Origin of the sequence: Gordonia sp. N1V (assembly GCF_029269935.1) — a bacterium.
GTDB classification, from domain to species: Bacteria; Actinomycetota; Actinomycetes; order Mycobacteriales; family Mycobacteriaceae; genus Gordonia; species Gordonia polyisoprenivorans.
This window is the reverse complement of sequence record NZ_JARJDD010000008.1, coordinates 125962-151100: the sequence shown is the minus strand read 5'-3', so window position 1 is coordinate 151100 and position 25139 is coordinate 125962. Positions and strand designations below refer to the sequence as shown.

The 25139-nt window shown below is 66.5% G+C and carries 23 protein-coding genes, 1 tRNA gene and 1 pseudogene; 10 read left to right on the top strand and 15 right to left on the bottom strand.

The window, feature by feature from the left end; translation table 11 throughout:
- Positions 1-104: 104 nt before the first annotated feature.
- The 6 genes from P3L18_RS12905 to P3L18_RS12880 form a co-directional block, all read right to left on the bottom strand.
- Positions 105-551 (bottom strand): SRPBCC family protein, encoded by a 447-nt coding sequence (locus tag P3L18_RS12905; RefSeq protein ID WP_276114259.1) that lies wholly within the window; start codon positions 549-551, stop codon positions 105-107.
- A gap of 84 nt (positions 552-635) precedes the next feature.
- Entirely contained in the window at positions 636-1304 is a 669-nt protein-coding gene (locus tag P3L18_RS12900; RefSeq protein WP_276114258.1) for a class I SAM-dependent methyltransferase, read from the bottom strand.
- 67 nt (positions 1305-1371) lie between these two features.
- Positions 1372-4008: a dipeptide ABC transporter ATP-binding protein gene (locus tag P3L18_RS12895; RefSeq protein ID WP_276114257.1), complete on the bottom strand. Its 2637-nt coding sequence runs from the start codon at positions 4006-4008 to the stop codon at positions 1372-1374.
- On the bottom strand, positions 4005-4970 hold the full coding sequence (locus P3L18_RS12890; RefSeq protein ID WP_276114256.1) for an ABC transporter permease: 966 nt from the start codon (positions 4968-4970) through the stop codon (positions 4005-4007). Before P3L18_RS12890 ends, P3L18_RS12895 begins: the two co-directional genes overlap by 4 nt.
- Positions 4967-6574 carry an ABC transporter substrate-binding protein gene (locus P3L18_RS12885; RefSeq protein WP_276114255.1) on the bottom strand — a complete coding sequence of 536 codons (1608 nt, stop codon included), beginning with the start codon at positions 6572-6574 and terminating at the stop codon, positions 4967-4969. Before P3L18_RS12885 ends, P3L18_RS12890 begins: the two co-directional genes overlap by 4 nt.
- 122 nt (positions 6575-6696) lie before the next feature.
- Positions 6697-7587 (bottom strand): LysR family transcriptional regulator, encoded by an 891-nt coding sequence (locus tag P3L18_RS12880; RefSeq protein ID WP_276114254.1) that lies wholly within the window; start codon positions 7585-7587, stop codon positions 6697-6699.
- An 84-nt stretch (positions 7588-7671) separates the two neighbouring features.
- On the opposite strand from P3L18_RS12880, the pseudogene P3L18_RS12875 reads away from it, so the two are divergent.
- Together P3L18_RS12875 and P3L18_RS12870 are read left to right on the top strand one after the other, a co-directional pair.
- A pseudogene (locus P3L18_RS12875) lies at positions 7672-7881 on the top strand (malate:quinone oxidoreductase); the annotation flags it as partial.
- Between the two features lie 89 nt (positions 7882-7970).
- Positions 7971-9335 (top strand): malate:quinone oxidoreductase, encoded by a 1365-nt coding sequence (locus P3L18_RS12870; RefSeq protein ID WP_276114253.1) that lies wholly within the window; start codon positions 7971-7973, stop codon positions 9333-9335.
- A gap of 24 nt (positions 9336-9359) precedes the next feature.
- On the opposite strand, the gene P3L18_RS12865 is transcribed toward P3L18_RS12870, so the two are convergent.
- Entirely contained in the window at positions 9360-9623 is a 264-nt protein-coding gene (locus P3L18_RS12865; protein ID WP_276114252.1) for a hypothetical protein, read from the bottom strand.
- A 189-nt stretch (positions 9624-9812) separates the two neighbouring features.
- Here P3L18_RS12865 and P3L18_RS12860 point away from each other — a divergent pair, with 189 nt between their 5' ends.
- Positions 9813-10673 carry an aldolase/citrate lyase family protein gene (locus P3L18_RS12860; protein ID WP_276114251.1) on the top strand — a complete coding sequence of 287 codons (861 nt, stop codon included), beginning with the start codon at positions 9813-9815 and terminating at the stop codon, positions 10671-10673.
- Positions 10674-10766: 93 nt separating this feature from the next.
- Here P3L18_RS12860 and P3L18_RS12855 read toward each other — a convergent pair whose 3' ends face one another.
- The 3 genes from P3L18_RS12855 to P3L18_RS12845 all read right to left on the bottom strand — a co-directional run bounded on the left by P3L18_RS12855 (position 10767) and on the right by P3L18_RS12845 (position 14297).
- Complete coding sequence (locus tag P3L18_RS12855) at positions 10767-12065, bottom strand: MFS transporter (RefSeq protein WP_276114309.1); 1299 nt, start codon at positions 12063-12065, stop codon at positions 10767-10769.
- A gap of 139 nt (positions 12066-12204) precedes the next feature.
- Positions 12205-13173 carry a PDR/VanB family oxidoreductase gene (locus tag P3L18_RS12850; protein WP_276114250.1) on the bottom strand — a complete coding sequence of 323 codons (969 nt, stop codon included), beginning with the start codon at positions 13171-13173 and terminating at the stop codon, positions 12205-12207.
- Positions 13170-14297, bottom strand: a complete 1128-nt coding sequence (locus P3L18_RS12845) for an aromatic ring-hydroxylating dioxygenase subunit alpha (RefSeq protein ID WP_276114249.1) — start codon at positions 14295-14297, stop codon at positions 13170-13172. The genes P3L18_RS12850 and P3L18_RS12845 overlap by 4 nt, the downstream gene beginning before the upstream one ends.
- Before the next feature lie 537 nt (positions 14298-14834).
- Here P3L18_RS12845 and P3L18_RS12840 point away from each other — a divergent pair.
- Positions 14835-15416, top strand: a complete 582-nt coding sequence (locus P3L18_RS12840) for a hypothetical protein (protein ID WP_276114248.1) — start codon at positions 14835-14837, stop codon at positions 15414-15416.
- Positions 15417-15515: 99 nt separating this feature from the next.
- On the opposite strand, the gene P3L18_RS12835 is transcribed toward P3L18_RS12840, so the two are convergent.
- Both P3L18_RS12835 and P3L18_RS12830 read right to left on the bottom strand, forming a co-directional pair.
- Positions 15516-15590 (bottom strand) — tRNA-Gln (locus tag P3L18_RS12835).
- A gap of 126 nt (positions 15591-15716) precedes the next feature.
- Positions 15717-16472, bottom strand: a complete 756-nt coding sequence (locus P3L18_RS12830; RefSeq protein WP_006370858.1) for an SDR family oxidoreductase — start codon at positions 16470-16472, stop codon at positions 15717-15719.
- A 211-nt stretch (positions 16473-16683) separates the two neighbouring features.
- Between P3L18_RS12830 and glmU the strand changes: the two genes are divergently transcribed.
- The 5 genes from glmU to asnB all read left to right on the top strand — a co-directional run bounded on the left by glmU (position 16684) and on the right by asnB (position 22854).
- On the top strand, positions 16684-18186 hold the full coding sequence (gene glmU, locus P3L18_RS12825) for a bifunctional UDP-N-acetylglucosamine diphosphorylase/glucosamine-1-phosphate N-acetyltransferase GlmU (RefSeq protein WP_276114247.1): 1503 nt from the start codon (positions 16684-16686) through the stop codon (positions 18184-18186).
- Between the two features lie 79 nt (positions 18187-18265).
- Positions 18266-19243: a ribose-phosphate diphosphokinase gene (locus P3L18_RS12820; RefSeq protein WP_006370856.1), complete on the top strand. Its 978-nt coding sequence runs from the start codon at positions 18266-18268 to the stop codon at positions 19241-19243.
- A gap of 118 nt (positions 19244-19361) precedes the next feature.
- Positions 19362-20537 carry an MFS transporter gene (locus P3L18_RS12815; RefSeq protein ID WP_276114246.1) on the top strand — a complete coding sequence of 392 codons (1176 nt, stop codon included), beginning with the start codon at positions 19362-19364 and terminating at the stop codon, positions 20535-20537.
- 10 nt (positions 20538-20547) lie between these two features.
- The gene (gene arsC / locus P3L18_RS12810) at positions 20548-20889 is read left to right on the top strand and encodes an arsenate reductase (glutaredoxin) (RefSeq protein WP_079931779.1); all 342 of its coding nucleotides are present in this window, start codon (positions 20548-20550) and stop codon (positions 20887-20889) included.
- Between the two features lie 123 nt (positions 20890-21012).
- Positions 21013-22854, top strand: coding sequence for an asparagine synthase (glutamine-hydrolyzing) (asnB, locus tag P3L18_RS12805; protein ID WP_276114245.1), 1842 nt, complete (start codon positions 21013-21015; stop codon positions 22852-22854).
- 28 nt (positions 22855-22882) lie between these two features.
- Here the strand turns inward: asnB and P3L18_RS12800 are convergent, their stop codons facing one another.
- From P3L18_RS12800 to P3L18_RS12790, 3 genes are read right to left on the bottom strand one after another with little or no spacing between them, the layout of a single operon-like run.
- Positions 22883-23293 carry a DUF2752 domain-containing protein gene (locus P3L18_RS12800; RefSeq protein ID WP_276114244.1) on the bottom strand — a complete coding sequence of 137 codons (411 nt, stop codon included), beginning with the start codon at positions 23291-23293 and terminating at the stop codon, positions 22883-22885.
- 37 nt (positions 23294-23330) lie between these two features.
- Positions 23331-23753, bottom strand: coding sequence for a TM2 domain-containing protein (locus tag P3L18_RS12795; protein ID WP_014359297.1), 423 nt, complete (start codon positions 23751-23753; stop codon positions 23331-23333).
- A gap of 27 nt (positions 23754-23780) precedes the next feature.
- The gene (locus tag P3L18_RS12790; protein WP_276114243.1) at positions 23781-24236 is read right to left on the bottom strand and encodes a limonene-1,2-epoxide hydrolase family protein; all 456 of its coding nucleotides are present in this window, start codon (positions 24234-24236) and stop codon (positions 23781-23783) included.
- 269 nt (positions 24237-24505) lie between these two features.
- On the opposite strand from P3L18_RS12790, the gene P3L18_RS12785 reads away from it, so the two are divergent.
- The gene (locus P3L18_RS12785) at positions 24506-25132 is read left to right on the top strand and encodes a 50S ribosomal protein L25/general stress protein Ctc (RefSeq protein ID WP_014359295.1); all 627 of its coding nucleotides are present in this window, start codon (positions 24506-24508) and stop codon (positions 25130-25132) included.
- The last annotated feature ends 7 nt before the right edge of the window (positions 25133-25139 follow it).

The following is a 25139-nucleotide window of genomic DNA, read 5'->3' as shown; positions in this document are numbered from 1 at the left end:
ATTCGCGATGTTCAATCGATGATGGCGACTATCGCACTGGATTATTGTGCGCATCCGTAGCGGGTGATGTTGTGCCCGGTTCACGGGCATAACATCACCGGCAATCACTCGACGAGCGCGGCGAGCCGATCGATCGACGCCCGTAGCCGTTCCGGCGTCGTCGCCCGGGCACGCTCCATGCGTACCGGGTCGTCGAGTTCGGTCCAGTCGTAGGTATGGGTCACCCGCACCGACGCGTCGTCGATCGGCTCGATCTCCCACCGCCACAGGTGGCCAGGGCTCGGCTTGCCCGGCTCGTTGGGCTTCCACGCAATGAGGCGGTCTTCGTCGAATTCGACGATCCGGTTCTCGCGAATCTGGCCGTTGGTCAGCCGCATCGAGAACACGTCACCCACGCCGTGGATGCGCGTGCCGTCGACGAGTTCGGCGAGATTGTCGTTGCCGTCCCAGTCCGGCTGCCGCGCGGGGCCGGCGATCAACGCGAAAACCGTTGCGGCGTCGGCGTGGATGTCGCGGGACGCGGACCGGATGCGATCGTCTGCGGAGGTCACCGGTCGAGCCTAGCGTGGCCGCCGCGTCGGCGACACCGCTTCGATGGCGCTGGGCCCTCGCCGTGCCGTGGCGTGAAGATCGGGTCAGAGTCGACAACTGAGTTCGACGGTGTCGTCGTGCTTGGCGGGTAGCCCGACGCCGACGTAGTCGCCGGAGTTGCGGACACGGTCGAGGTAGGTCGCCGACTCGGCGTGGGAGGTGTTGTCCGCCAGGATCATCGCGCCCGGTGCCAGCTTCGGCTCGAGGAGATCGAGGACCGGGACGTAGAGGTCCTTCCATCCGTCGAGGAGGACGAACCCGATCGGCCCGGACACCGATTCGAGCGTGTCGCGGGCGTCGCCGGCCAGGATGGTGATCAGATCGGCGAGTTGCGCCTCGGCGAAGGTCTTCTCGGCGGCCGAGACCTTCTTGGCACTGAGCTCGGTGGTGTAGAGATGTCCGGCCGCTGCCGGGTCGGCCAGGGCGTTGTCGCGCAGCGCCGCGGCGAGAAAGAGCGCCGAGATGCCGTAGGACATACCGAACTCCACCACGACGGCCGGGCGCGCCGAGCGGATCAGGGAGTACGCCAGGATGCCTGTGTCCCGTGCGATCGCCATGTAGCGGTCCTCGGCGGCGTCGGCTTTCGCCTGTGGCGAGACCTCGGCGGGCGGACCCGCGGATCGCGGACCCGACGGACGCCCGCCCTGTGCGGCCTGCTCGTAGAGTCGGTCGAGAATTGCGGAGACAGGTGGGCTGGTCAACGTCGAGGTCATGAGTTCACGGTAGGCGCCGAACCTGGGCATGTCTGCGTCTCTCGGTCAGCATCTTCCCGGCCGATTCTCAGGCGCGGTGCGGTGTCTCCGGCGGGATCGCCGCGAGCAGCTTGCGGGTGTACTCGGTTTCGGGATCGTGCAGAATCCGCGACGCCGGGCCGTGTTCGACGACGCGACCGTCCTGCATGACCGCCACCGTATCGCTGATCTGCTCGACGACGGCGAGGTCGTGCGCGATGAACAGGTAGGTCAGATTCTTTTCCCGCTGTAGTTGCGCCAGGAGATCGAGTACCGCCGACTGCACCGACACGTCGAGGGAGGCGGTGGATTCGTCGAGGATCAACACCTGCGGGTCGGAGGCGAGAGCCCTTGCCAGACACACTCGTTGGCGCTGCCCGCCGGACATCTCGTGCGGGTAGCGACGCAGGAACGAGGAGTCGAGGCTGACGTCGGCGAGGAGTTGTTCGGCACGCGTACGCAGCGCTTCACGCCCGGACACCAGTCCATGTGTGCGCAGCGGTTCGGCGATCGAGGCCAGCGCGGTCATTCGCGGATCGAGCGAGGCACCCGGGTCCTGGAACACCATCGCCACCTGCCGGCGCAGAAGCGCGGCGTCGGCGCCGCGGACCCCGACGGCGTCGATGGTACGTCCGTCGACGTCGACCTCGATGCTGCCGCGCACGGTGGTGCCCGCACCACTGGTGACGAGTCCGCTGAGCACGCCGGCGATCGTGGATTTGCCCGACCCGGACTCGCCGACGATGCCCAGTGTGGTGCCGGCGGTGACCGCGACGTCGACATCCCGTACCGCGTGCAGGGTTTCGCGTCCGGTACTGCGTCGCACCGTGAAGTCCACCCCGAGCCCGCGGACCGCGACGATCGGCGATTCCTCGGCCACCACCGCCGATTCGGGTTCGACGCGGTCGGCGACCCGGCTGAGCAGCGGTCGCGAATCCAGCAGTGTGCGGGTGTAATCGTTACGCGGGTGCGCGAAGACCTCGGCGACCGCGCCGCTTTCGATCACGGCACCCGATCGCATCACGATGACGCGGTCGGCGATCCGGCCGATGACACCGAGATCGTGACTGATCCACACCACCGCCATCCCGCGCTCTCGCTGCAGGTCGGCGACGAGATCGATGATCTGGGCCTGGGTGGTGACGTCGAGGGCGGTGGTCGCCTCGTCGGCGATGAGAACGTCGGGGTCACACGCCAGTGCCACTGCGATCATCACGCGCTGACGCTGCCCGCCCGACAACTGGTGCGGATAGGACCGCAGCCGCGTTTCCGGGTCGGGTAGGTGCACATCCCGCAAGAGTTTCAGCGCCCGCTCGCGGTCCGCCGACCGGCTGAGACCGAGGTGACGTCGGGGCCCCTCGGTCAGTTGTTCTTCGATGGTCAGCAGCGGATTGAGACTCGACGACGGGTCCTGGAACACGAATCCCACACGCGCTCCGTGCACCGACCGCAGCACCGCGTCGGAGGCGCCGATCACCTCGGTGTCGACGATGCGCGCGCTACCGGTGATGTGGGCACTCGGCGCGTCGAACAGGCCGGTGGCCGAGAGCACCGACAAGGACTTGCCCGATCCGGATTCGCCGACGATGCCGAGGGTTTCGCCCTTGGCGACGCTGAAACCGACGCCGTGCACGATCTCCCTGGGGCCCACCCCGACGACGAGGTCGGTGACGGCCAGTACTGGGGCGGACCCGGCATCCTGAGGGCCGGAGTCGGCCGTGCTCGAGTCGTTTCGGCGACCGGCCGGTGGCGGCGCGGGTGATACGGCCGTGCGGCGGCGCGATCGCCGAGAGCCGCGGTTGCGCAGCAGGGTTCGCTGCCGTGGGTCGAGGACGTCGCGCACACCGTCGCCGATGAGGTTGAACGCGAATACCGTCAGCAGGATCGCCAACCCGGGGAAGACTCCCATCCACCAGGCGCTGGTGATGAATCCCTGGGCATCGAAGAGCATTCGGCCCCAGGACGGTTCGGGCGGCTGCACCCCCAGTCCGAGGAACGACAGCGCTGCCTCGGAGAGGATCGCGAACGCCAGCGAGATCGACGTCTGCACCACCACCGGCCCCGAGATGTTGGGCAGCACATGGGAGAACAGGGTGCGCGAGGTCGAGACCCCCATCGTCGTGGCCGCGGCGACATACTGCGTCTGTCGTACCCGAAGGGTGTCGGCGCGCGCGACCCTCGCGAATATCGGGATGTAGACGATGCCGATCGCCACCATCGCCGAGGTGACGCCCGGCCCGAGGATCGCGACAATCGCGAGCGCCAGCAGCATCACCGGGAAGGAGAACATCACATCGACGATTCGCATCAAGACGGTGTCGACCACGCCGCCGGCAAATCCGGAGAACATGCCGAGGACGACGCCGACGATCAACGAGATGGCCACGGCGACAACGGCTACCCGCATGCTGACCGATGCGGCGAGAACCACTCGGGAAAACACGTCGCGGCCGAGGTCGTCGGTGCCGAACAGGTGCGAGGCACTCGGCGCGGACAACGCGTCGGGCACGTTGATGTCGTTGGCGCCGTAGGGCGCGATCAGCGGGCCGAAGATCGCGCACACGATGACCACGACGAGCACGATCACGCCTGCCACCGAAGCTTGATTGCGCAGGAACAACCGCCACGCCGAATCCGTCGACACCGGTGTTCCGGCCGGAGCGGCCGTGGGCTCGGTCAGGGTCATGAGAGCCGAATCCTCGGGTCGATGATGGCGTAGAGCACGTCGACGACGAGATTGACGATCAGGAAGATCGCCGCGATCAGCAGGATCGCGCCCTGCAACATCGGGTAGTCGCGGGCGGCGACGGAATCGTAGACGAGTTTACCCAAGCCCGGCCAGGCGAAGACCACCTCCACCACGATCACACCGCCGAGCAGCGCCGCGAGTTGGATACCGGAGATGGTCAGCACGGGCACCAGCGCGTTGCGGCCGATGTGCGCGACCAGGATTCGGCGGCGACTGAGTCCCTTGGATTGCGCGGTGACAACGAAGGGCGCGTTGGCCGCCTCGAGCACCGCCGTGCGTACATACCGCGTCATGATGGCGCCGGTGACGGCGCCGACAGTGATCGCCGGCAACACAATGTGTTCGAGCCACGGCACCGGCCCCGCCGACAACGGGCGATAGCCCGCCGACGGCAGCCATCCCAATGCGGTCGAGAAGACAGCGATGAGCAAGATGCCCATCCAGAAGTCGGGGACGGAGATGCCGAACTGCGACAGGACGCGAATACTGTTGTCGGCCATCCGTCCTTCACGCATCGCCGCCCACGTGCCCAGCGGGATCGAGATCACCAGCGCCACGACGATGGCCGACAGGGCGAGCGCGATCGTGGCCGGTAGTCGTTGCAGCAGTGTGGTGGTCACCGGCTCGTTGTCGCGGAAGCTCACGCCGAGATCGCCGGTGAACACGTTTCCGATGTAGTGGACGACTTGGGTGAATGCGGGTTGATCGAGACCCGAGGCGTGCCGCAGGGCGTCGTAGGCCTGTGGGGTGTAGCGGGTGCCCAAAGCGATGCGCACCGGGTCGCCCGGCACCACCTGGATCAGCAAGAACACCACGATGATCACCCCGAGCAGGACGATCGCCGAGTAGAGCAGGCGCAGCAGGATGAAACGTGCGAGGGGCCAACCGAATCCGTTCATTGTCCGCGGCTCCTGTCCAAGCGCGCGTCGCGGAAGCGGATGGCCTTGTCCGAGCGCACCGTGTAGTCGAGCAATGCCGTGGTGTAGGCCTGGGTGGCCGACGGGTTGTAGAGGTAGAGGTAGCTGACGTCGTCGGCGATGCGGGTGGCGGCGTCGGCGTAGATCGACTTGCGCCGGGTGACGTCGAGTTCGGTGCGACCGGCGTCGAGGAGGCGATCGACTGCCGGGTTCGAATACTTCTGGGAATTCGACGTGCCGCCCGTGTGGTGTTGGGCGTAGTAATAGTCGTCGGGGTCGATGTTGCCCAGCCACCCGAGGAGCAGCGCGTCGAACTTTCCTTGGGATTGCCTGTCGAGCCACACCCCGAAGTCGAGTTGTTCGATGGTCACGTCGATTCCGACGTCGGCGAGATTGGACGCGACGACCTGGGCGGCGGTGACGGTTTCGGGGTATTCGGTGGTGACCATCAGGCCCATGGGCAGTGAACGGTGGCCGGCAGCTCGGAGCAATGCGCGCGCCTTGTCCAGGGCCGCGTCGCGTGTCAGGCCCGCGGTGTAGCGGTCGTATTCGGTGAACCACGGACTCGTCTTGGGGATGGCGAGCTGATTGGGGGTCGCAGTGCCGTAGCCGACGACCTGCGCTATCGACGGCCTGTCGATGGCGTAGGCGACCGCCTGCCGAATCCTGGTGTCGCCGAACGGCGCTTTCGCGAAGTTCATGGTCACATACCAGTAGTCGTTGGCGACCACCGTGCCGACGGTGAGCGCGTCGTCGTTGCGCAGAATGCCGATCTGTTGCGCCGGAATGGAATCGGTCCAGTCCACCTCGCCGGAGCGTACGGCCGAGACCGCGGTGGTGCCCTGGGAGATGAAACTGAAGGCGACGCCGTCCACGTGTGGGCCGCCCGAGAAGTGTCCGGGACGAGCCTTGAGGACCAGTGACGTTCCGGGCGAGCCGGATTCGTAGGCGAAGGGGCCGGTGCCGATCGGTCGGGTGGTGATCTCCCCGGATTCCACATTGCGGCGGTTCACGATCGCCATGCCCTTGAACCCGCCGATGTTGGCGAGCAGGTTCGGGCTCGGCGATGTGGTGGTGAGGACGACGGTCTGGGCGTCGGGTGCCTCGACGGTGGCGACGTTCTCCAATCGCCATGAGCTGGAGAGCTGTTGGTCGATGATCCGGCGATACGAGTACACCACGTCGTTGGCGGTCAGCGGATCACCGTTGTGGAACTGCACCCCGGACCGCAGGGTGAACGTCCATCGGGTGGCGTCCGGGCTGACCTCCCAACGCTGGGCGAGGGCGGGCACCATCTGCAGTTGCTCGTTCGGCTCGACGAGGGTGTCGAAGACATTCTCGAGGATTTCGAAGGAGAAATACGAGCTGGTCTTGTGCGGGTCGAGCTGATCGGGCTCCCCTGCGATGGCCGCGCGAATGGTGTTGGGTGAGTCCGCCAATCCCGAACCGGCACTCGGTGCACACGCCGACAGAGCTGACGCCCCAACCACTCCCATGCCCGCAGCAGCCGACAACGACAAGAACCCGCGCCTGCTCAGCGGGGACGCGAACGCCGATGACCTGCACTGTTGGTGCGCATCGGCCATGCGGCACATTCCCTCCCGCGCCCGCCGGGCGCCCGTGGTCAGTGTTTCGCAGTCTGCCCGCCGTCACCCGACTTGGCAACCCAACGCATTTCATATCGTGGGACGGCAACCCGTTAGCCGCACTACAGCGGGGTGGATCGAAGCGCCTCGCGCAGGAAGTCATGCAGCGTCGTCGTCACTGCGGTCTCGCCGGCCGCACCCACCACGAGTGCGACATCTCGCTCAATTCCCCCGATAGGCGCTATTTCGACCATTCCGGCACCGGCCATACCCCGCGGCAGCAATGAGATCCCCAGGCCGCGTGAGACCAGCTCGACGATCGAGGAGAACTCGGTGATCTCGATCGCGACCTGCGGTTCGAACCCTGCGGTCCGACAGATCTCCTCGGTCATTCGTCGCAGGTGGTAACTCGGTGGGTTGGCAATGAAGGTCTCTCCACTGAGCGCGCTGATGCGCAGACGTCGGTGATGAGCCAGCCGATGGTCGTCGGGAACGACGATCACGATGCTCTGGCGGCCGATCAGTCTGTGCGGCAACTTCTCCGGTGGCGGAATCACCACCGCGAGGTCGAGTTCTCCGGACTGCAGATCGTCCACCAGCGCCTGACCGTGCGCCTGCTTGAGATGCAGGTGCACACCGGGGTGCCGACGACGAAACGCGGCAAGGACGTCGGGCATCGAGCCCGACCCCAACGTCAGCGGGTAGCCGAAGCGCACCGTCCCGGTGTCGGCATCAGCCGCCGATACCGTGTCGGCCAACACCCCGGCGAGTTCACGGAGTATCGGCCGCATCCTGGTGGCGAGTTCGCTTGCGCGCGGGGTCATCGCGACAGTCCGCCCCTCTCGAACAACCAGCTCCATGCCGAGTTCCCGCTCGAGAGCATGGATTCGACGGCTCATCGATGACTGCGGGATCCCCAGCGATGCCGCTGCGCGCGTCATGTGTCCGGCGTGCGCGTCGAGTTCGTCGAGCGCCCGAAGGCAGGGTGCGAGTGCCTCGACCAATTCATCCATATTCCGATCATATCGTCCCAAACAATCATTGGACGCATCGATTACCTGCGGCACACACTGAGCTGGCACCACGGAAAGGACACCATGCCCAGTCACCGATATCGCACCCTCGCGCCGACCGACGTTCTCATGATCGGCGGCGGAATTATGTCGGCCACGCTCGCATCGATGCTCGCAGTTCTCCAACCATCGTGGCGGACCACCATTGTGGAGCGCGGATCGGCCGTGGCCGAGGAGAGCAGCAATGCCTGGAACAACGCGGGTACCGGCCACAGCGGATACTGTGAGCTCAACAAGGGCGTGTGGCCCAATTCCTCTGCGATGGATTTGCGGGGTCGATGGTTTCCTGGCAAGGCGGAGGAGGGAGCGATAGCGGAGCTATCGTGACCGACGACAACGCGGCCAGGGAGACATCGAACCGCAAAGACGCGCAAAGGGAATTGGGCCACACGCCCACAATGCCGGACCCCAACGATCCGGCGAACGCGGTCGGTATCGCAGAGCAGTTCCTGGCGACCCGGCAATGGTGGTCGTCCCTGGCCGACAATGGACTCGTCGACCCGTCCCGATTCGTCTCGGCAACACCGCATCTCGATGTGGTATTCGGAAAAAGCAACATCACCTATCTGCGGCGCAGGTACGAAACCCTGAAGCGGCAACCATATTTCGCCGGCATCGAGTACAGCGAAGACCGCGCGCAGATCGCGCGGTGGGCGCCGTTGGTGATGGCCGACCGCCACTCCGAGGAAACCGTCGCGGCAACGCGGGTCGCCGACGGCACCGACGTCGACTTCGGCGCGTTGACCCGCGAGATGTTCGCCGTGAGCACGCGCACCGGCGGCACGGTGCTTTGTGATCACGAGATCAGGACGCTGCGTCGGAATTCCCAGGGCGGGTGGAAAGCTCGCGGACAGACCTCTGACGGTGAACGATTCGAGATCACCGCGCGATTCGTCTTCGTCGGCGCGGGCGGAAAGGCACTGACGTTGCTGCAGCGCGCACACGTTGACGAGGTCCGCGGCTACGGAGTGTTACCGGTCGGCGCGGCGTTCTTCCGGTGCGCGAACCCGTCGGTGGTTCAACAGCATCGGGCCAAGGTGTACGGCCAGGCACCGCTCGGCGCCCCGCCGATGTCGGTTCCCCATCTGGACTCACGCGTCGTGGACGGCACGCCATATCTGATGTTCGGCCCGTACGCCACCTTCAGCACCAAGCTTCTCGCACACGGAGCCTGGACCGACTTCTTCGCGACACTGCGGTGGCACAACCTGCGAACGCTGAGTGCCGCCGGCCGAGACAATCTCGCGCTGGTGCGATATCTCGTATCGCAGCTGATCGCCCGGGAGTCGACCAAATTCGCGCAACTCCAGCGCTTCTATCCCGGAGCCGATCCCGCCGATTGGGACATGATCGCGGCAGGTCAGCGCGCACAGTTGGTCACCCCGGATGCGGATCGGGGCGGAGTACTGCGGACCGGCACCGAACTCGTCGTCAGCGCTGATCGATCGATCGCGGGTTTACTCGGCGCTTCTCCCGGGGCGTCGACCGCCGTGCCGATCATGATCGAGGTATTGCGGCGTGCGTTCCCCGACCACTGGCGTGAGCTGTGGCACGAGGTGATGGCCGCCGCCGTTCCCGCACAGTCGAATCCGCCGCGGACTATCGACGGGGTCCACGATGCACTTGCGGCCACCGCGTGTTCGCTGGGTCTCGACGGGCCTGGGGCTCAGGCCGGTGTGTCAGCGTGAGCCCCTTGACCCGACGGGTCTGGCTCAGCCGATCAGCCAGGCGACGATGGCAACCGCACCGAGATAGAACAAGACGACGCCGACCACGAGCACCAGCGCGAACACCGTCGCCACCGGCATCACGCCCCATCGCTGCGACCACGTCCCGAGGTCGCCGGTGTGTGCGAGCGCTGCCGCGAGAAGCCCGCAGCCGGCAACGAAGAGCACCGTCCGGACCAGGTACGCCCACGCCCCGGTGATTCGAGCCGATCCGATCGACACCTCGACACGTCTGTGTCCCCACTTCACGATTGCCCACCTCCCCTTGCCTGCACTTTCGGCAATCAGGGAGTTAGTCGACCGGATTGCCGGGATGAGCACGCGAAAGTGACCGAGGTCTCATCCGCACGTCGGTTCGGACGTGAACACAATGACAACAACCTTGGCCGACAGGCGTCGGCGCGCAACCATGGGCAGGTCAACGGAAAGGCAGGACACATGGCGTTCGACACCACCGCTTCGACCCTCGACCCGACAGCCCGCCCCGATCTCGACATCGCCCGCAGTTGGCTGCTGACCCCGGCAACACCCGACCAGCCCGAGCCGATCGACGCCGCACTGCGATCCGACGCCGACGCGGTCATCCTCGATCTCGAGGACGGCCTGGCCCCCGCACTCAAGCAGGCAGGACGGAGGGCGGTCCGCCGATTCCTCGGCTCGACAAGCGCCTGGGTGCGTGTGGCCCAGACGGGAACCCCGGACTGGGCTGCCGACATGGCCGCTCTCGCCGGGGCATCCGGGCTGCGCGGCGTCGTGCTCGCCAAATGTGAGAGTCGCAACGACGTGGCCGCGACGGCAGGCCGTCTCGGTGCCGGGGTTCCGGTTGTCGCGCTGATCGAGTCGGCAGCCGGGGTGGAAGATGCCACCCTTATCGCCCGGCACCCGTCGTGTGTGCGCCTGGCCTTCGGGTCCGGCGACTTCTGCCGCGATACCGGTATGGCCGATGATCCGATCGCCCTTGCCTACCCGAGAGCTCGCTTGGTGATCGCATCTCGGGTGGCCGGGCTGCCGGGACCGATCGACGGGCCCACGCGGGCCGCCGACGCCGACGACCTGCACGCCGACACGGTGCATGCGGCGTCGATGGGCATGACCGGCCGGTTGTGCCTTCGTCCCGACCATGCCGGGGTCATCAACACCGTGTTGAGTCCCAGCGACAGCGAACTCGCACACGCTCGTCGCCTCATCGACCATCTCGGTGATGGACAACACGTCACCGACGGCAGCGATCTTCCGAATCTGGTGCGCGCCAAGGCATTGGTGGCCCGCGCCGAGCGCCTCGGCATGGCTGTGCTCTGACGCTGCACCGCCACGCGGAGGACCTCACCGGCACAGGCGTCTCGAGGTTTGGCGCCGGCGCGCTCCTCTCACCTCGACCAGTGGCAAGAGGCTTCAGGCGGGTTCCGCGGATCTCGTATCCACCGCGGGCAGCGCCTCGTCGGTCATCGCCCGGTCGGCGTCGCGCATCGGCAGAGCGAACAGCAGTACCAGGGCGACAAGCGATCCCAGCCCCATGATCCCCGACACCTGGAGCAGACTCTGATCGCCGAGGACCTGGAACATCAAGCCCGCGAGCAACGGCGAACTCGCCGCACCCAATCGTCCGACGCCCAGAGCGATTCCGGTGCCGGTCGCTCGGGCGTATGCCGGGAAGCACCGTGCGAACGCCGAGTAGTAGCCCACCATGGCCGCATTGGTGAACATCCCGGCGAGCAGCGCGCCGACCTGCCAGCCGAGCAGGGTGTCCTTGCCCATACCGAAGGCAAAGACCAGCAGTGCGCCGAGAATCAGGGACAGTGCCAGCGGGATCTTGATGTCCCACCAGCGCATGGCGATTCCGAAGATGAGACAGCCGATTGCACCACCCACGTTGGCCCAGGTGAGTACGCCGGCCGCCTGCGCGGGCGAGTATCCGAGGTCGGCGACGATCTGGGTGGCCCACTTCAACACGTAATAGAAGGTGATGGTGTGGAAGGTGTAGCCGAGCGCGAGCAACACGGTGGTGCGTCGTAGACCGGGCTTGCGCAGCAGATCCAGAACCCGTGGCTTCTCGGCTGCGGTAACGCGTTTGGGCAGAGCGTCGATGAGCGGAAGCTGTAGCGCTTTGAGGCTCCGGTTGATCTTGCGCACCGCGTCGTCGGGGCGTCGCGCCGCATAGTAGGCGGGGGTCTCGGGCACGAGCAGCAGCACCAGTGGGATCATCACCGCCGACACGATGGCGCCGAACACGAAGACCGAACGCCAGTCGAAGGCCACCAGCAACCAGTGCTGCGCCACCAGACCACCGATCACCGCGCCCACCGGGTAGCCAACGACCATCGCCGACATGGCGATGCTGCGACCCTTGGCGCTCGACGTCTCGGCGGTCACCGCGTTGATCGCGGCGAGCATGCCGCCGATACCGAGGCCGGTGATCAGCCGGACCGCCACCAGGAAGGCGACCCCGTCGGCGGTCGCCGCGAGGAACATGCCGACCGACATCACGCTCAGACACAACAGGATTGCCGGTTTGCGGCCGAGGCGATCAGCGAGTCCGCCGAGCACGACGGACCCGATGCCCATACCTATCAGCTCTGCGGACAGGATGACGCCGAGCTCACCTCGGGCGATCCCCCAGTCCTTGGCGATGCCCGGCGCCGCGAAAGCGCTGGCGAGGACGTCGAATCCGTCAAGCGCATTCAGGACGACCATGAGTGCCACACAGATCCATTGTCGAGATCTCATGGGGTGTTGTTCGACGACGAGTCGGGGGTCGAGGGTCGAGGGTCGCAGAAGACATGACTGTTCTCCATCGGTCGTGGTGGTCGAAAAGAGTTCCAGGCCCTGGCGTTCAGGGTTTCTCGAGGGTGAGGATCGGCATCGATCCGCCACCCACGACCCGGGATACGCATGCGCACAATCGTTTTGCGTCGGTATTCTGCTTCTCGCTGTAGAAGACGTCGCGGTGATCGATTCGGCCGGACACCTCGACAACCGATAACTCGCACAGGCCGCATTCGCCGCGTCGGCAGTCCGACATGACGTCGAGTCCGGCGCGCTCGAGGGCACCGAGGAGGGTCTCGGACGTACCGACGGTGGTTCGGAAGTCGAGGCTCGGGATGGCGACCTCGAAGGGTTCGGGATCGAACCAGCCACTATTGCCGAAGGTTTCGTACCGCAGATTCGCCAGTGGGAGTCGGCGGGAGAGCCAACGGCGGCGAGTGTCGTCCATGAGTCGAATGGGTCCGCACATGTAGAGTTCGGTGCTCTCGTCGAGATCGTCGACGATGCCGGCGACGTTGAGGTGAGCGCCTTCGTCGTTGGCGTACACCGTGATCCGGTCGCCATGGAGCACCTCTAGCTCATCGAGGAAAGCCATTACCCGGCGGCTTCGGCCGACGTAATGGATCTCGTATTCGGCACCGAGTCGGGCCAGCACCGCGGCCATTCCCGCCATCGCGGTGATCCCGATGCCGCCGGCGAGGAGCACATAACGTTGCGCGCCGACGCGCAACGGAAAGTTCTGCAGGGGTGCGGTGATCTCGACCTCGTCGCCGGCACGTAGGCCATGCATATACTGCGAGCCACCACGTGAGGTCGGTGACCGCCGGACGCCGAGCGTCACCGACGTTCCGTCGGGCGAGCCGTGCACGATCGAGTAGGAGCGGGTGTCGTCGTCGGGCAGCCGGATGTCGAGGTGCGCCCCGGGCGGCGCGTGATGTGGCCGGTCGGCGACGATCTCGATTCGCGCAATACCTTTGGCCGCAGGAACGTTCGACTCCACTCGGCCGCGCAGCCATTCGATCTGATTGTCCGTCATCGCCGTGGCCCTGCGGTGGCGGTGAGCGCATCGATGTTGGTGATGGCGCTGCGTTCCTGCTCGATCATCCGGGCAACGATGCGACGCGCCCACATCCCGCCCGCGTCGATGTTTAGGTTGTAGAACTCGTGGTCGGGGTTGGCCTCGATGGCCGCCTGTTGCGCGGTGAGCATCTCCTCGTCCTCGCCGAAGACACCGTGCACGCCGTCGCGTAGTTGGGTGGTGATGAGTTGGCTGTCGAGGCGGTAGTTGCGCATGAAGGCCCAGAAGTAGATCGCGGTGCGCTCGTCGACCGGGCTGATGGTGTTCATGACGAATCCGTTGACGCCCTGACTGCGATCGCCTTCCGGAGCACCGGTGCCCGCCTTCGCGACTCCGACGTCGATGCGGATCGTGCCCGGCGCCTGGAATTCGATGATCTGCCAACGATCGACCTTGCCGGTGAATCCGGGGAACTTGTCGCGCATGTTCTTCAGCCAGAACGGCGGGGCGTCGATGTTGTGCATCCACCGGGTCACGGTGACCGTGTTCTCGTCGTGGGTGGTGACGAACCCGGATTCGCTGAGTTCATCCTGACCGATCGAGGACGAGTGGACGAACTCCTCGTGCGTGAGATCCATCAGATTGTCCACCACGAGTTGGTAATTGGCGCGCACATCGATGGTCAGGCCGTCACCGGCCCACTCCGGCGAATCCATCTGGAACATGTCCGGGATCGTCGCCGGGTCGGCCAGGGTCGGGTCACCGGGCCACACCCACAGGTACCGGTGGCGCTCCTCGATCGGATACGACGCGACCATCGCCGATGGATTGATGGTCTCCTGGGCGGGCATCCGCGTGCAGCGACCGGCGGCGTTGTACTGCAGGCCGTGATACGGGCATTGGATCTCCTCGGTACCGATACGTTTGCCCATCGACAGCGGCGCCAGCCGGTGCCAACACGCATCGGCGAGCGCGACCGGGCGTCCGGAATCCGTGCGGTAGAGCGCCAGCGGTTTACCCGCGATCGTGCGCGACAGGATCTGCGTCGAGCCGACCTCGTGATCCCAGGCGGCTGCGTACCAGGCGTTGAGCGGAAACTGCATGTTCTTCGCGGTGGCTCCCGCGGGGCCGAGATCGGTCATGGCGTGTCCTTCGTGCGATGGGCTGCATCGCGTGGGTGAACTATCTATGCATGTAGATAGTTGGTGACGTGGAGCACACGGTAAACCATATCCGTAGAGATTGTCAACGGTTTCAGCATTCACCGACCTTGCGTTGTGAATGAGGCGCAGCAGATTCGGCCGTCCATACGCCCGGGGGTGTCATACGTTCGGGTGGATTGCCGATGTCGGTGCCCGCATGGGTACCGCGGGAAGCCTGGGCGCGTGCTATTCATTCGTGACCAAGCACCGATCGACTCGAGGTTGGATACCATGAGAAGACTCGCGATCGCGGGTGCAATCCTCTGCGCGGCGACGGCAGTGGCCTTGACCGGCTGTACGACGTCGGGGACACCCAGCGGTTCCCCACCGTCGGTGACGTCCGCGCATTCGACTGGAGCACCACCAACCACCACGGCGCCGACGACTGTGCCTCTCGTCCCGGCAAGCGATGTCGATGTGCAGGGTTTCACCGCGTATAACGGCAAAGCACGGTGCCGTGGCACCGACCGTGCCGAGATGTACATGCGGACCGCCAAGTCCGCACTGGTGGTGTGCCGCAGTGAGATCAACCGGCTCTATTACCGCGGCTACCGTATCGCCGACGGCGCCAACATCGAGCTCTACGAGGTGTACCCCCAAGGCACCGGTTATGTGGCTGTCAACGTTGCCGACAGTGCTCGCTATGTGATCACCGGCACCGGCTTCCAGGTAATCCAGAACGGCGCGGTGGTCACCGAGGAGTCGGCGATCGGGATCGGGCCACAGGCGTGGGCGAGCGCTCAGACGGCGGTACCGACTTCGACCCCGGCGGCACCGGCGGTGGTGCTCGGCGCAGCCGGTTCGGAGAATGAAACCGGTTATGGCACAGCCCAACCCAGCTCGATTTCCCTGGGCTCCTGTTCGAACTCCATCGATCAGATCACCTGGCAGGGTTGGGGCAACGACGTCGCGTTCGGCACGGGCATCGGTTGCTCCACGACCGGCCCCGGCTCGCGATACACGCTGGTGGCCTCCGACATCGGCACATGCGACGGCGTTCGGGCGTACCGCAAGCTCAAGATCGGCAGCAACACCTCGCCGACCGACATCTGTCGATGAGCGAACGGCGCCGGGTTTCGGCGCTGTCGGCGAGGTAGTGGGCGCTGTCGGCGATCCATGGAGCGCTGTCGGCGCGTGGCAGGGCGCTGTCGGCGGTGTTGGCTCCCCCACCAGGACTCGAACCTGGAATGCCTGAACCAAAATCAGAAGTGTTGCCGATTACACCATGGGGGAATAACGCGGACCTGATTGTGCCACAGGGCGGCGCGTGGGTCCGCATCGATTCCCGCTAGTCCGTTTCCTTCCCGCTCGATCAGGTCGACGCGCGGGAAGGAAACGGAGCAGCGGGAGGCTCGGAGGTCAGTCCTTGGGGCCGCCGGCGACGTAGATGACCTGACCGGAGACGAATCCGGCGCCTTCGCTGACGAAGAACGACGCGGTGTGTGCGATGTCCTCGGGCACACCGGTGCGGTTGACCGGGATCTGGGAGGCGCTGAGCTTCTTGAACTCCTCGAAGTCCATGCCGACGCGGGCCGCGGTGGCAGCGGTCATGTCGGTCTCGATGAAGCCCGGCGCAATGGCGTTGGCGGTGACGCCGAACTTGCCGAGCTCGATCGCGAGGGTCTTGGTGAAGCCCTGCATGCCCGCCTTGGCCGCCGAGTAGTTGGCCTGGCCGCGGTTGCCGAGCGCCGAGGTGCTCGACAGGTTCACGATGCGACCCCAGCCGGCGTCGACCATGTACTTCTGGGCGGCCTTGGTGACGTTGAACGCACCGCGCAGGTGAACGGCCAGCACGGTGTCCCAGTCGTCGACACTCATCTTGAACAGCAGGTTGTCGCGGAGCACGCCGGCGTTGTTGACGACGACGGTCGGGGCGCCCAATTCGGCGACGACCTTGTCGACCGCCGCGGCAACCGACGCCTCGTCGGCCACGTTCGCACCGACGGCGATGGCCTTGCCGCCGGCCTCGGTGATGGCGTTGACGGTGTCGGCGCAGTTCGCCTCGTCGAGGTCGAGGACCGCCACGGCCAGTCCGTCGGCGGCCAGTCGCTTGGCGACGGCTGCACCGATCCCGCGTGCCGAACCGGTCACGATTGCTGTCTTCTGGGTGCTCATCGGCTTCCCTTCATTGCTGATCATCGGGTGTGATGTGGGTCCCTTTGGTTCTATCAGGCAGCATTCCTGCCGGGGGACGCCGGTCGGCGGCCGCGAACCGGTCAGTACTATCGGGCCGTTGCCGTGCGGCGGGGCCGGCGCCGGATCGTCTCGACGCGCGACGCCCGCCCGACGCCAACCCACCCACAGACCAGCTCCATCGGAGGTCGACATGACACAGACGTCCCCCACGACGACCGCCGTCATCGTCCTCGCCGCCGGTGCCGGTACCCGTATGCGGTCCAAGACCCCGAAGATCCTGCACACCATCGCCGGTCGCAGCCTGCTCGGGCACGCCCTGCATGCCGCCACCGACCTCGGCGCCGCGCACGTCATCGCCGTCGTCGGACACGAACGTGAGCGGGTGACCGCGGCGGTGGAATCCACCTCGCAGGCGCTCGGCATCCCGGTTTCGGTGGCGGTCCAGGACCAACCGCTCGGTACCGGTGACGCCGCCCGGGCCGGCCTTCAAGCGCTACCCGACGACTTCACCGGCACCGTCGTGGTCACCGCCGCCGACGTACCCCTGCTCAACGGGCCGACGCTGCGTGCCCTCGTCGAGACCCATTCCGCCAACGGTGGCGCCGCGGTCACGGTCACCGGGTTCCACGCCGCCGACCCGACCGGCTACGGCCGCATCGTCCGCGACGACGACGGCGGGGTGCACGCGATCGTCGAACACAAGGACGCCTCCCCCGAACAGTTGGCGATCACCGAGGTCAATGCCGGGGTCTACGCCTTCGATGCGACCGCCCTGCGGGCCGCGCTCGGCGGGCTCTCCACCCACAACGCCCAGGGCGAGTACTACCTCACCGATGTCGTCGAGATCGCCCGTGAATCCGGAAAGTCGGTGCACGGCTTCACTGTTGACGATCCGATGCTCGTCGCCGGTTGCAATGACCGCGCGCAGCTCGCCGAGTTGGCAGTTGAACTCAACCGGCGGATCGTGCGTCGGCATCAGCTCGCCGGGGTGAGCGTCGTCGACCCGGCGACCACGTGGATCGACGTCGACGTCACGATCGCCGAAGACGTGCGGATCGAGCCGGGGACCCAACTGCACGGCGCGACCACGATCGGCGAGGACGCCGTCATCGGACCGGACTGCACGCTCACCGACGTCGCCGTCGGACGTGGTGCGCAGGTCATCCGCACCCACGGCAGTAGTGCTGCCATCAGCGACAACGCGATGGTCGGCCCTTTCGCCTACCTGCGGCCGGGCACGGTCCTCGGCGTCGGCGGCAAGATCGGTACCTTCGTCGAGACCAAGAACGCGGTCATCGGTGCGGGCAGCAAGATCCCCCACCTCACCTACGTCGGGGACGCGCGGATCGGCGACGACTCCAACATCGGCGCCTCGAGCGTCTTCGTCAATTACGACGGGGTGAACAAGCATCAAACGGTGATCGGTTCGAACTGCCGGACCGGTTCTGACAATATGTTCGTCGCACCTGTACAGATCGGTGACGGCGCGTACACCGGTGCGGGTACCGTCGTGCGCGACGATGTCCCGCCCGGTGCCCTCGCGGTCTCGGCAGGCGCACAACGCAACATCGAGGACTGGGTGGTCCGCAAGCGGCCGGACACGGCCGCCGCGCAGGCCGCTCGCGCGGCCGCCGAGACGCCCTCGGCACCCACCATCGACGAGACCACCACCGGCGAGGCCAGGCGCCCGTAGGCGACATTGCCTGCGGCTCAGACCACCCGACCAGAACACCATCGAGTCCCGACCACCAGCCCCGAGTAGAAGAGTTTCCATGACCTGGACGACCGACAACCAGAAGAACCTGATGCTGTTCGCGGGGCGTGCGCACCCCGAGCTCGCGCAGGCCGTTGCCGACGAACTCGGCATCAAGCTGACGCCGCAGACCGCACGCAACTTCGCCAACGGCGAGTTGTTCGTGCGCTTCGAGGAGTCGGTGCGCGGGTCGGATGCCTTCGTGCTGCAGAGCTGCCCTGCCCCGCTCAACGAGTGGGTGATGGAAGCACTCATCATGATCGACGCCCTCAAGCGCGGATCGGCCAAGCGGATCAGCGTGATCCTGCCGTTCTATCCGTATGCCCGTCAGGACAAGAAGCACCGTGGCCGCGAACCCATCTCGGCTCGCCTGATCGCCGACCTGATGAAGACCGCGGGCGCCGACCGCATCATCACCGTCGACCTGCACACCGATCAGATCCAGGGCTTCTTCGACGGGCCGGTCGATCACATGCACGCCCTCGGGCAGCTCTCGGAGTACGTCCGCGAGAAGTATGGCACCGACAACATCGCCATCGTCTCCCCCGACTCCGGTCGCGTGCGGGTGGCCGAGAAGTGGGCCGACGCCCTCGGTGGCGCCCCGGTGGCGTTCATCCACAAGACCCGCGACCCGATGGTCGCCAATCAGGTTGTCGCACACCGTGTTGTCGGTGAGGTCGAGGGCCGCACCTGTGTGCTGATCGACGACATGATCGACACCGGCGGCACGATCGCCGGCGCCGTCAGCAAGCTCAAGGACGCCGGTGCCGGCGACGTCGTCATCGCCACCACACACGCCGTGTTCTCCGACCCGGCCGCCGAGCGCCTCGCCAACTGCGGGGCGACCGAGGTCATCGCCACCGACACCCTGCCGATCCCGCCCGAGAAGCACTTCGAACAGCTCACCGTGCTCTCGATCGCCCCGCTGCTGGCCCAGACCATCCGCGAGGTTTTCGAAAATGGTTCGGTGACAAGCCTTTTCGACGGCATTGCCTGACCGGTAGCGCCGGCACCGCGCCTTCGTCCTGCGACTGCGGGCCGCCACGATCATGATGGTCGAGGCGGCCCGCAGTCGTGTCACCCCTCCCCGCCCAAACCGCGAGACAGGAGCGCCCGTGACCGACCGCGTCAGCGCCCGCACCTGGGCCGCTGTCGGCGCACTCGGCTTGGGCGTGTTCACCGTCACGACCACCGAGATCATGCCGATCGGCCTGTTGCAGCCGATGGCCGCCGATCTCGGGGTCTCCGACGGTTCGGTCGGCTTGGTGGTCACCGCGGTCGCTTTTGTCGCTGCGATCGCTGCGCCCACGTTGTCGACGACGACCCGGCGGGTGGATCGGCGACTCCTGCTGATCGCGGTGATGACGGTCTTCACCCTGGGCAACGCGCTCACCGCGATGGCCCCGGGTTTCGCGACGCTCATCGTCGTGCGGGTGCTGATCGGCGGCGCCCTCGGGCTGCTGTGGACGATCGTGGCGCCGACCACCCTGCTGCTCGTGCCCCCGCGATATGCGGTGCGCGCCACCACGATCACCTTCTCCGGGGTCTCGATCGCCTCGGTGCTGGGCGTGCCGTTGGGCACCCTGGCCGGCCAGCAACTCGGCTGGCGGGCCGCCTTCTGGGCGCTGGCCGGGTTGTCGGCGCTGACCCTCGTGGCCCTCGCAGTGCTGCTCGGGCCGACCCGACCGGCCGGCGGGGTCGCATTGCGACGGCTGCCGTCGATGCTGCGCAACCGCGACCTGCGGCTCACGGTCGTCATCACCGCCGTCGTGATCACCGGTGCGTACGCCGCCTACACCTACGTGACACCGCTGATCGTCGACGGCATCGGCATCGACGACGACCTGGTCAGTGCGGTACTTCTGGTGATGGGGGCCGCGGGCGTCGCCGGCAACTTCGCCGCCGGCGCCCTGCTCACCCGCCTCACCTCCGCACGTGCGGGCCTCGCGGCGGTGATCGGGGTTCTCGCGGTGGCATTGTGGCTGGTGGCGGTGACCACCACCATCCCGCCCCTTGCCCTGGTGGCGCTGATGGCGTGGGCCGTCGGCTACGCCGCCATCCCCATCGGATTGCAGACGACCGTGCTGCGAACCGCGCCCGCCCACCGCGAGGCCGCGACCACCGTGTATTCGACAGCCTTCAACCTGGCCATCGGCGTGGGTGCGCTCGTCGGCGCGCAGGCCATCGACAGGGCAGGCGTGCTGGCCCCGATCGTCGTCGGCGCTCTGTGCGCGACGGTCGCCCTGGCGCTGACCGCACGGCTGCCCGGACGAGTCGGCGCACTGGAATAGGGTGGGTCGGGTGAACGCGACGATCTACCACAACCCTCGCTGCACGACGTCCCGCAAGGCCCTGGACAAGCTCCGTGAGGCCGGCATCGAGCCGACCGTCGTCAAGTACGTCGACGAGCCGTACACGCGGGCCCAACTCGAGACACTCTTCGCCGACGCAGGCCTGACCGCACACCAGGCGGCACGCAAGCGTGAATCGCTCTACAAGGACCTCGATCTCGCCTCGGCGTCGGAGTCCGACCTGCTCGACGCGATGGTCGAACACCCGATCCTCGTCGAGCGACCGTTCGTCGTCACCGACAAGGGCACCCGCCTCGCCCGCCCCCTCGACACGATCGACGAGATCCTCTGAGCCCTCGGGCATATCCGGCAACACCGACATCTCACCACGCTTTCTCGACGTCTTCGGGACCTCGTGTTACAACGGGTTTACGAAGATAGTTAGTTTCTCTAATGAAATCGAGAGGTGCGTTCTATGTGCGGTATCACCGGATGGGTGGGTTTCGACCACGATCTACGACGCGAGGGCCACGTCATCGAGGCGATGACCTCGACGATGGCACTCCGTGGCCCCGACGACGTCGGCACGTATCTCGAGCCGCACGTCGGGCTGGGACACCGACGCCTGGCCATCATCGACCTCCCCCTCGGCCATCAGCCGATGACGGCGCAGACCCCGGCCGGTACCGTGGCGATCGTCTACAGCGGCGAAACGTACAACTTCCGCGAGTTGCGTACCGAATTGCGTTCCCTCGGAAACGAATTCGTCACCGACTCGGACACCGAGGTGGTGTTGCGCGGCTACGTGCAGTGGGGCGCCGAGGTGGCCGATCGCCTCAACGGCATGTATGCCTTCGCCATCTGGGACGGGCGGACCGAAGAACTGACCATGGTGCGTGACCGCCTGGGCATCAAGCCCTTCTACTTCTCCCGCACCACCGACGGCGTCGTCTTCGGCTCGGAGCCCAAGGCCATCCTCGCCAACCCCCTGATCCCCCACACCGTCGACCTCGACGGTCTGCGCGAGCTGTTCGCGATGACCAAGGCGCCAGGATGGTCGCTGTGGCGCAACATCTCCGAGGTGGAGCCGGGCACCATCGTCACCGTCGGCCGCGACGGCCTGCGCACCCGCACCTACTGGTCGTTGCCGGCGCACGGCCACGACGACGACCTCGAGACGTCGGTCGCGACGGTTCGCGAGTTGCTCACCGATATCGTCGATCGACAGCTCGTCGCCGACGTGCCGCGCTGCGTACTGCTCTCCGGCGGCCTGGACTCCAGCGCCCTGACCGGTCTGGCGGCCGCCCGCCTGGGCTCCGAAGGCCAACGCGTGCACAGCTATTCGGTGGACTTCGCCGAACAGGAAGAGAACTTCACCCCCGACGAGATGCGCGACACCCCGGACTCGCCGTTCGTGCGTGACGTCGCCGCGCACGTCGGATCGATGCACCGCGACGTCGTGCTGAACCCGGCCGACCTCACCGACCCGGAGGTCCGGCGTGCAGTGATCGGCGCCCGCGACATCCCCGCCGGGCTCGGCGACATGGACACCTCGCTCTACCTGCTGTTCCGCGCGATCCGCTCGGAGTCGACGGTCGCCCTGTCGGGCGAGTCGGCCGACGAGGTGTTCGGCGGGTACCGCTGGTTCTTCGACGAGAACGCCCGCGCCGCAGACACTTTCCCGTGGCTGGCCTTCTCCTCGGCGATGACGCGCGATCGCCACGCGATGCTCTCCGGCGATCTTCAGCGGCGTCTCGACGTCGAGAACTACATCGCCGACCAGTATGCCAGTGCGCTCGCCACCATCCCCGTCGTCGACGGTGAATCCGACGACGAACGGCGGATGCGCCGGTTCAGTCATCTCCACCTGACGCGATTCGTCCGAATGCTGTTGGACCGCAAGGATCGCGCGTCGATGGCCGTGGGGCTCGAGGTCCGCGTCCCATTCTGCGACCACCGGCTCGTCGAGTACGTCTACAACACCCCGTGGTCGATGAAGACCTTCGACGGCCGGGAGAAGAGCCTACTGCGCCACGCGACGTCACATGTGTTGCCGCAGTCGGTGATCGACCGCACCAAGAGTCCCTATCCGTCAACGCAGGACACCAAGTACACCCAAACGCTGCAGGATCAGCTCACCGACATGATCGGCGAGCGCGATCATGAGGTGTTCGCGCTGGTCGACCGCGCCGCGGTGTCATCGATGATCGCCGCCGATGCGGCAACCTGCGACACGGGGCTGCGCAACCAGATGGATCGGGTGCTCGACCTGTATCACTGGATCGACATGTACTCCCCCGAGCTGGTACTGGACTGAGCACACGCGCCGCCGGCCCAGCCACGCTTCAGATGACCAGGAGGATCCGCACCACCGCAAAGATCAGCCACGCCGCAACGACCACCTTGGCCACCGGATTCCACAGCAGCCGCTCCAGCCGAGGTGGTCGGCGGCGGGTCACCCGAGCGATCACCACGGTGATCGCGAGCGCGACGATCGCGGCGATCATCGGCAGCCCGAACGGGTGCGCGGCAAAGGATTGCGACCAGTCGCCGTGCATGCCGTAGACCCAGGACCGCGTTAATCCGCATCCCGGGCAGGGCAGTCCGGTGACCAGACGGAACGGGCACAGGATCGGCCCGTGCTCGATCCCCGCAGGACTCAACGCGCACGCCACACCAACACCGGCGACCCCCACGACGGCGGCGATCTCACTCGCCGCGAGTCGCGGGGTGCGGGTGTCGGTGTGCGCGGTCATGTCAGTGTCCTGGTGAGGCGATGTCCTGGTGAGGCGGTCAGTCGGCCAGCGGTCGGCCGTCGGAGTCGGTCACCTTGCCGACGAGCATCATGATGCCGTCGATCAGCGGCCAGATCGCACCGATACCGCAGGTCAGCCATGTCACCGCGATCTGCGCGATCGCGATGCCAACGTGGCCGGTGTAGAAGCGACCCACGCCGAAGCTACCCAGGAAGATCTGCAACAACCCCGCGGTGAGCTTGCTCTTGTCGGAGAACAGCCCGGGGATCTGTCCGGCCGGGAACGGGTTGGGCGCCTCGGCGGCGCGGATGTAGGTACTGCTCTTGAGCTGACCCGAGAGCGCCATGTGCTGCAGATCGGTGATACCGAGCGGCCCGTGCTCCTGGCCGAGGACGTTGACGTAGAACGTGCCGCCCGCCGGTTGTCCGAAACCGTAGGCGGGTGGTTGCTGGTAGCTCATGGGCAGCAATGCTAGGCGCTTGCACCATCACTCGGCGAGGGCACGTCCGACCTTCGATCGACCGTTCAGCGGACGCACAGCCGCCGGGACGAGCACCCCGACCACTCCGCGCAGAAACGCCTTGGTGATGTCAAAGTAGTCGAAGTAGTCCCGCCACACCGTGATCTGGCCGTCGACCACCTCGAACCGCCCGCACACCCAGAACTGCACGTGCAATCGGCCGACACTGATCTGGTCGACCCGTTCGGTCAGCACGACGGTCTCGTCGGAGGACACGTTGACCATCCGGTAGTCGAAGGAGACCGGCGAGGAATCCATCGAGCCAAAGATCTTGGTGACCGGTCTGCGCCCGCGAATGGTCGCCAGGGACACGTTCGTGTAGACGACGGCGTCGGCGAGATCGAGGCAGGCGGTGGCGCTGTCACCGCGCGCGAGCCCATCGAGGAAGCCGGTGACGATGTCGATCGGGGTGCGTGAGGTCATGGCCGCCAGTATGCCCGGCGCCGGTGAAGGGCACAGCCGATCGCGCCGGGCGGGCCCTTGCGGCGCGATATGACATCGGCGCAGCTCATCGGCTAGTCTGTTCGGGTTGTCTCGGCGAGGGTGAGTGATCACCGTGATCGGCGCGACCATCGCACGTCTTCTCCGGTGCCCTCGTGCGCACCGACGGGGCCGTGGTGTTGGGCGCCGTCGCGCCGGGAAGCACCACCGACGACCGGCCGACCGGTCCCGCCACCCGAGGAGAACGTCTCATGGCCACTCAAGCCAACGCTCTGACCGTCACCACCCGCACCGCCAAGGGCAAGGGCGCCGCACGTCGTGCCCGCCGCGAGGGCCAGGTGCCCGCTGTGCTCTACGGCCACGGCTCCGACCCGCAGCACCTGAACCTCCCGGCCCGCGATTTCGCCGCGATCCTGCGCAACAACGGCATCAACGCCGTCATCGATCTCGACATCGAGGGCACCAAGCAGCTCGCCCTGACCAAGCAGGTCGACGTCCACCCGATCCGCAACTACATCGAGCACGCCGACCTGCTCGTCATCAAGCGCGGCGAGAAGGTCAGCGTCGAGGTCAACATCGTCGTCGAGGGTGACGCCGCGCCCGGCACCCTGGTCACCCAGGACGCCAACACCATCGAGATCGAGGCCGACGTGCTCTCGATCCCCGAGCAGATCGTCGTCGACGTCGAGGGCAAGGAAGCCGGCATCGCGATCCACGCCTCGGATCTCACGCTGCCCGAGGGCGTCACGCTGGTCACCGATCCGGAGACCCTCATCGTCGCCGTGAACGAGGCCCCGAGCGCCGCCGACCTCGAGGCCGAGGCCGTCGACGCCGGCGCCGAGGTGCCCAGCGAGGAATCCGACGACGAGTCCGAGTGACCCTGAC

Coding starts and splice junctions, on each gene's coding strand:
- P3L18_RS12895 (WP_276114257.1), bottom strand. CDS start 4,008: ATGACCCTGACCGAGCCCACGGCCGCTCCGGCCGGAACACCGGTGTCG.
- P3L18_RS12840 (WP_276114248.1), top strand. CDS start 14,835: ATGTACATGCGGACCGCCAAGTCCGCACTGGTGGTGTGCCGCAGTGAG.
- P3L18_RS12890 (WP_276114256.1), bottom strand. CDS start 4,970: ATGAACGGATTCGGTTGGCCCCTCGCACGTTTCATCCTGCTGCGCCTG.
- P3L18_RS12820 (WP_006370856.1), top strand. CDS start 18,266: ATGACCTGGACGACCGACAACCAGAAGAACCTGATGCTGTTCGCGGGG.
- P3L18_RS12885 (WP_276114255.1), bottom strand. CDS start 6,574: ATGGCCGATGCGCACCAACAGTGCAGGTCATCGGCGTTCGCGTCCCCG.
- P3L18_RS12845 (WP_276114249.1), bottom strand. CDS start 14,297: ATGACCGATCTCGGCCCCGCGGGAGCCACCGCGAAGAACATGCAGTTT.
- asnB (WP_276114245.1), top strand. CDS start 21,013: ATGTGCGGTATCACCGGATGGGTGGGTTTCGACCACGATCTACGACGC.
- P3L18_RS12785 (WP_014359295.1), top strand. CDS start 24,506: ATGGCCACTCAAGCCAACGCTCTGACCGTCACCACCCGCACCGCCAAG.
- P3L18_RS12790 (WP_276114243.1), bottom strand. CDS start 24,236: ATGACCTCACGCACCCCGATCGACATCGTCACCGGCTTCCTCGATGGG.
- P3L18_RS12900 (WP_276114258.1), bottom strand. CDS start 1,304: ATGACCTCGACGTTGACCAGCCCACCTGTCTCCGCAATTCTCGACCGA.
- P3L18_RS12880 (WP_276114254.1), bottom strand. CDS start 7,587: ATGGATGAATTGGTCGAGGCACTCGCACCCTGCCTTCGGGCGCTCGAC.
- P3L18_RS12850 (WP_276114250.1), bottom strand. CDS start 13,173: ATGACGGACAATCAGATCGAATGGCTGCGCGGCCGAGTGGAGTCGAAC.
- glmU (WP_276114247.1), top strand. CDS start 16,684: ATGACACAGACGTCCCCCACGACGACCGCCGTCATCGTCCTCGCCGCC.
- P3L18_RS12795 (WP_014359297.1), bottom strand. CDS start 23,753: ATGAGCTACCAGCAACCACCCGCCTACGGTTTCGGACAACCGGCGGGC.
- P3L18_RS12830 (WP_006370858.1), bottom strand. CDS start 16,472: ATGAGCACCCAGAAGACAGCAATCGTGACCGGTTCGGCACGCGGGATC.
- P3L18_RS12855 (WP_276114309.1), bottom strand. CDS start 12,065: ATGGTCGTCCTGAATGCGCTTGACGGATTCGACGTCCTCGCCAGCGCT.
- P3L18_RS12800 (WP_276114244.1), bottom strand. CDS start 23,293: ATGACCGCGCACACCGACACCCGCACCCCGCGACTCGCGGCGAGTGAG.
- P3L18_RS12860 (WP_276114251.1), top strand. CDS start 9,813: ATGGCGTTCGACACCACCGCTTCGACCCTCGACCCGACAGCCCGCCCC.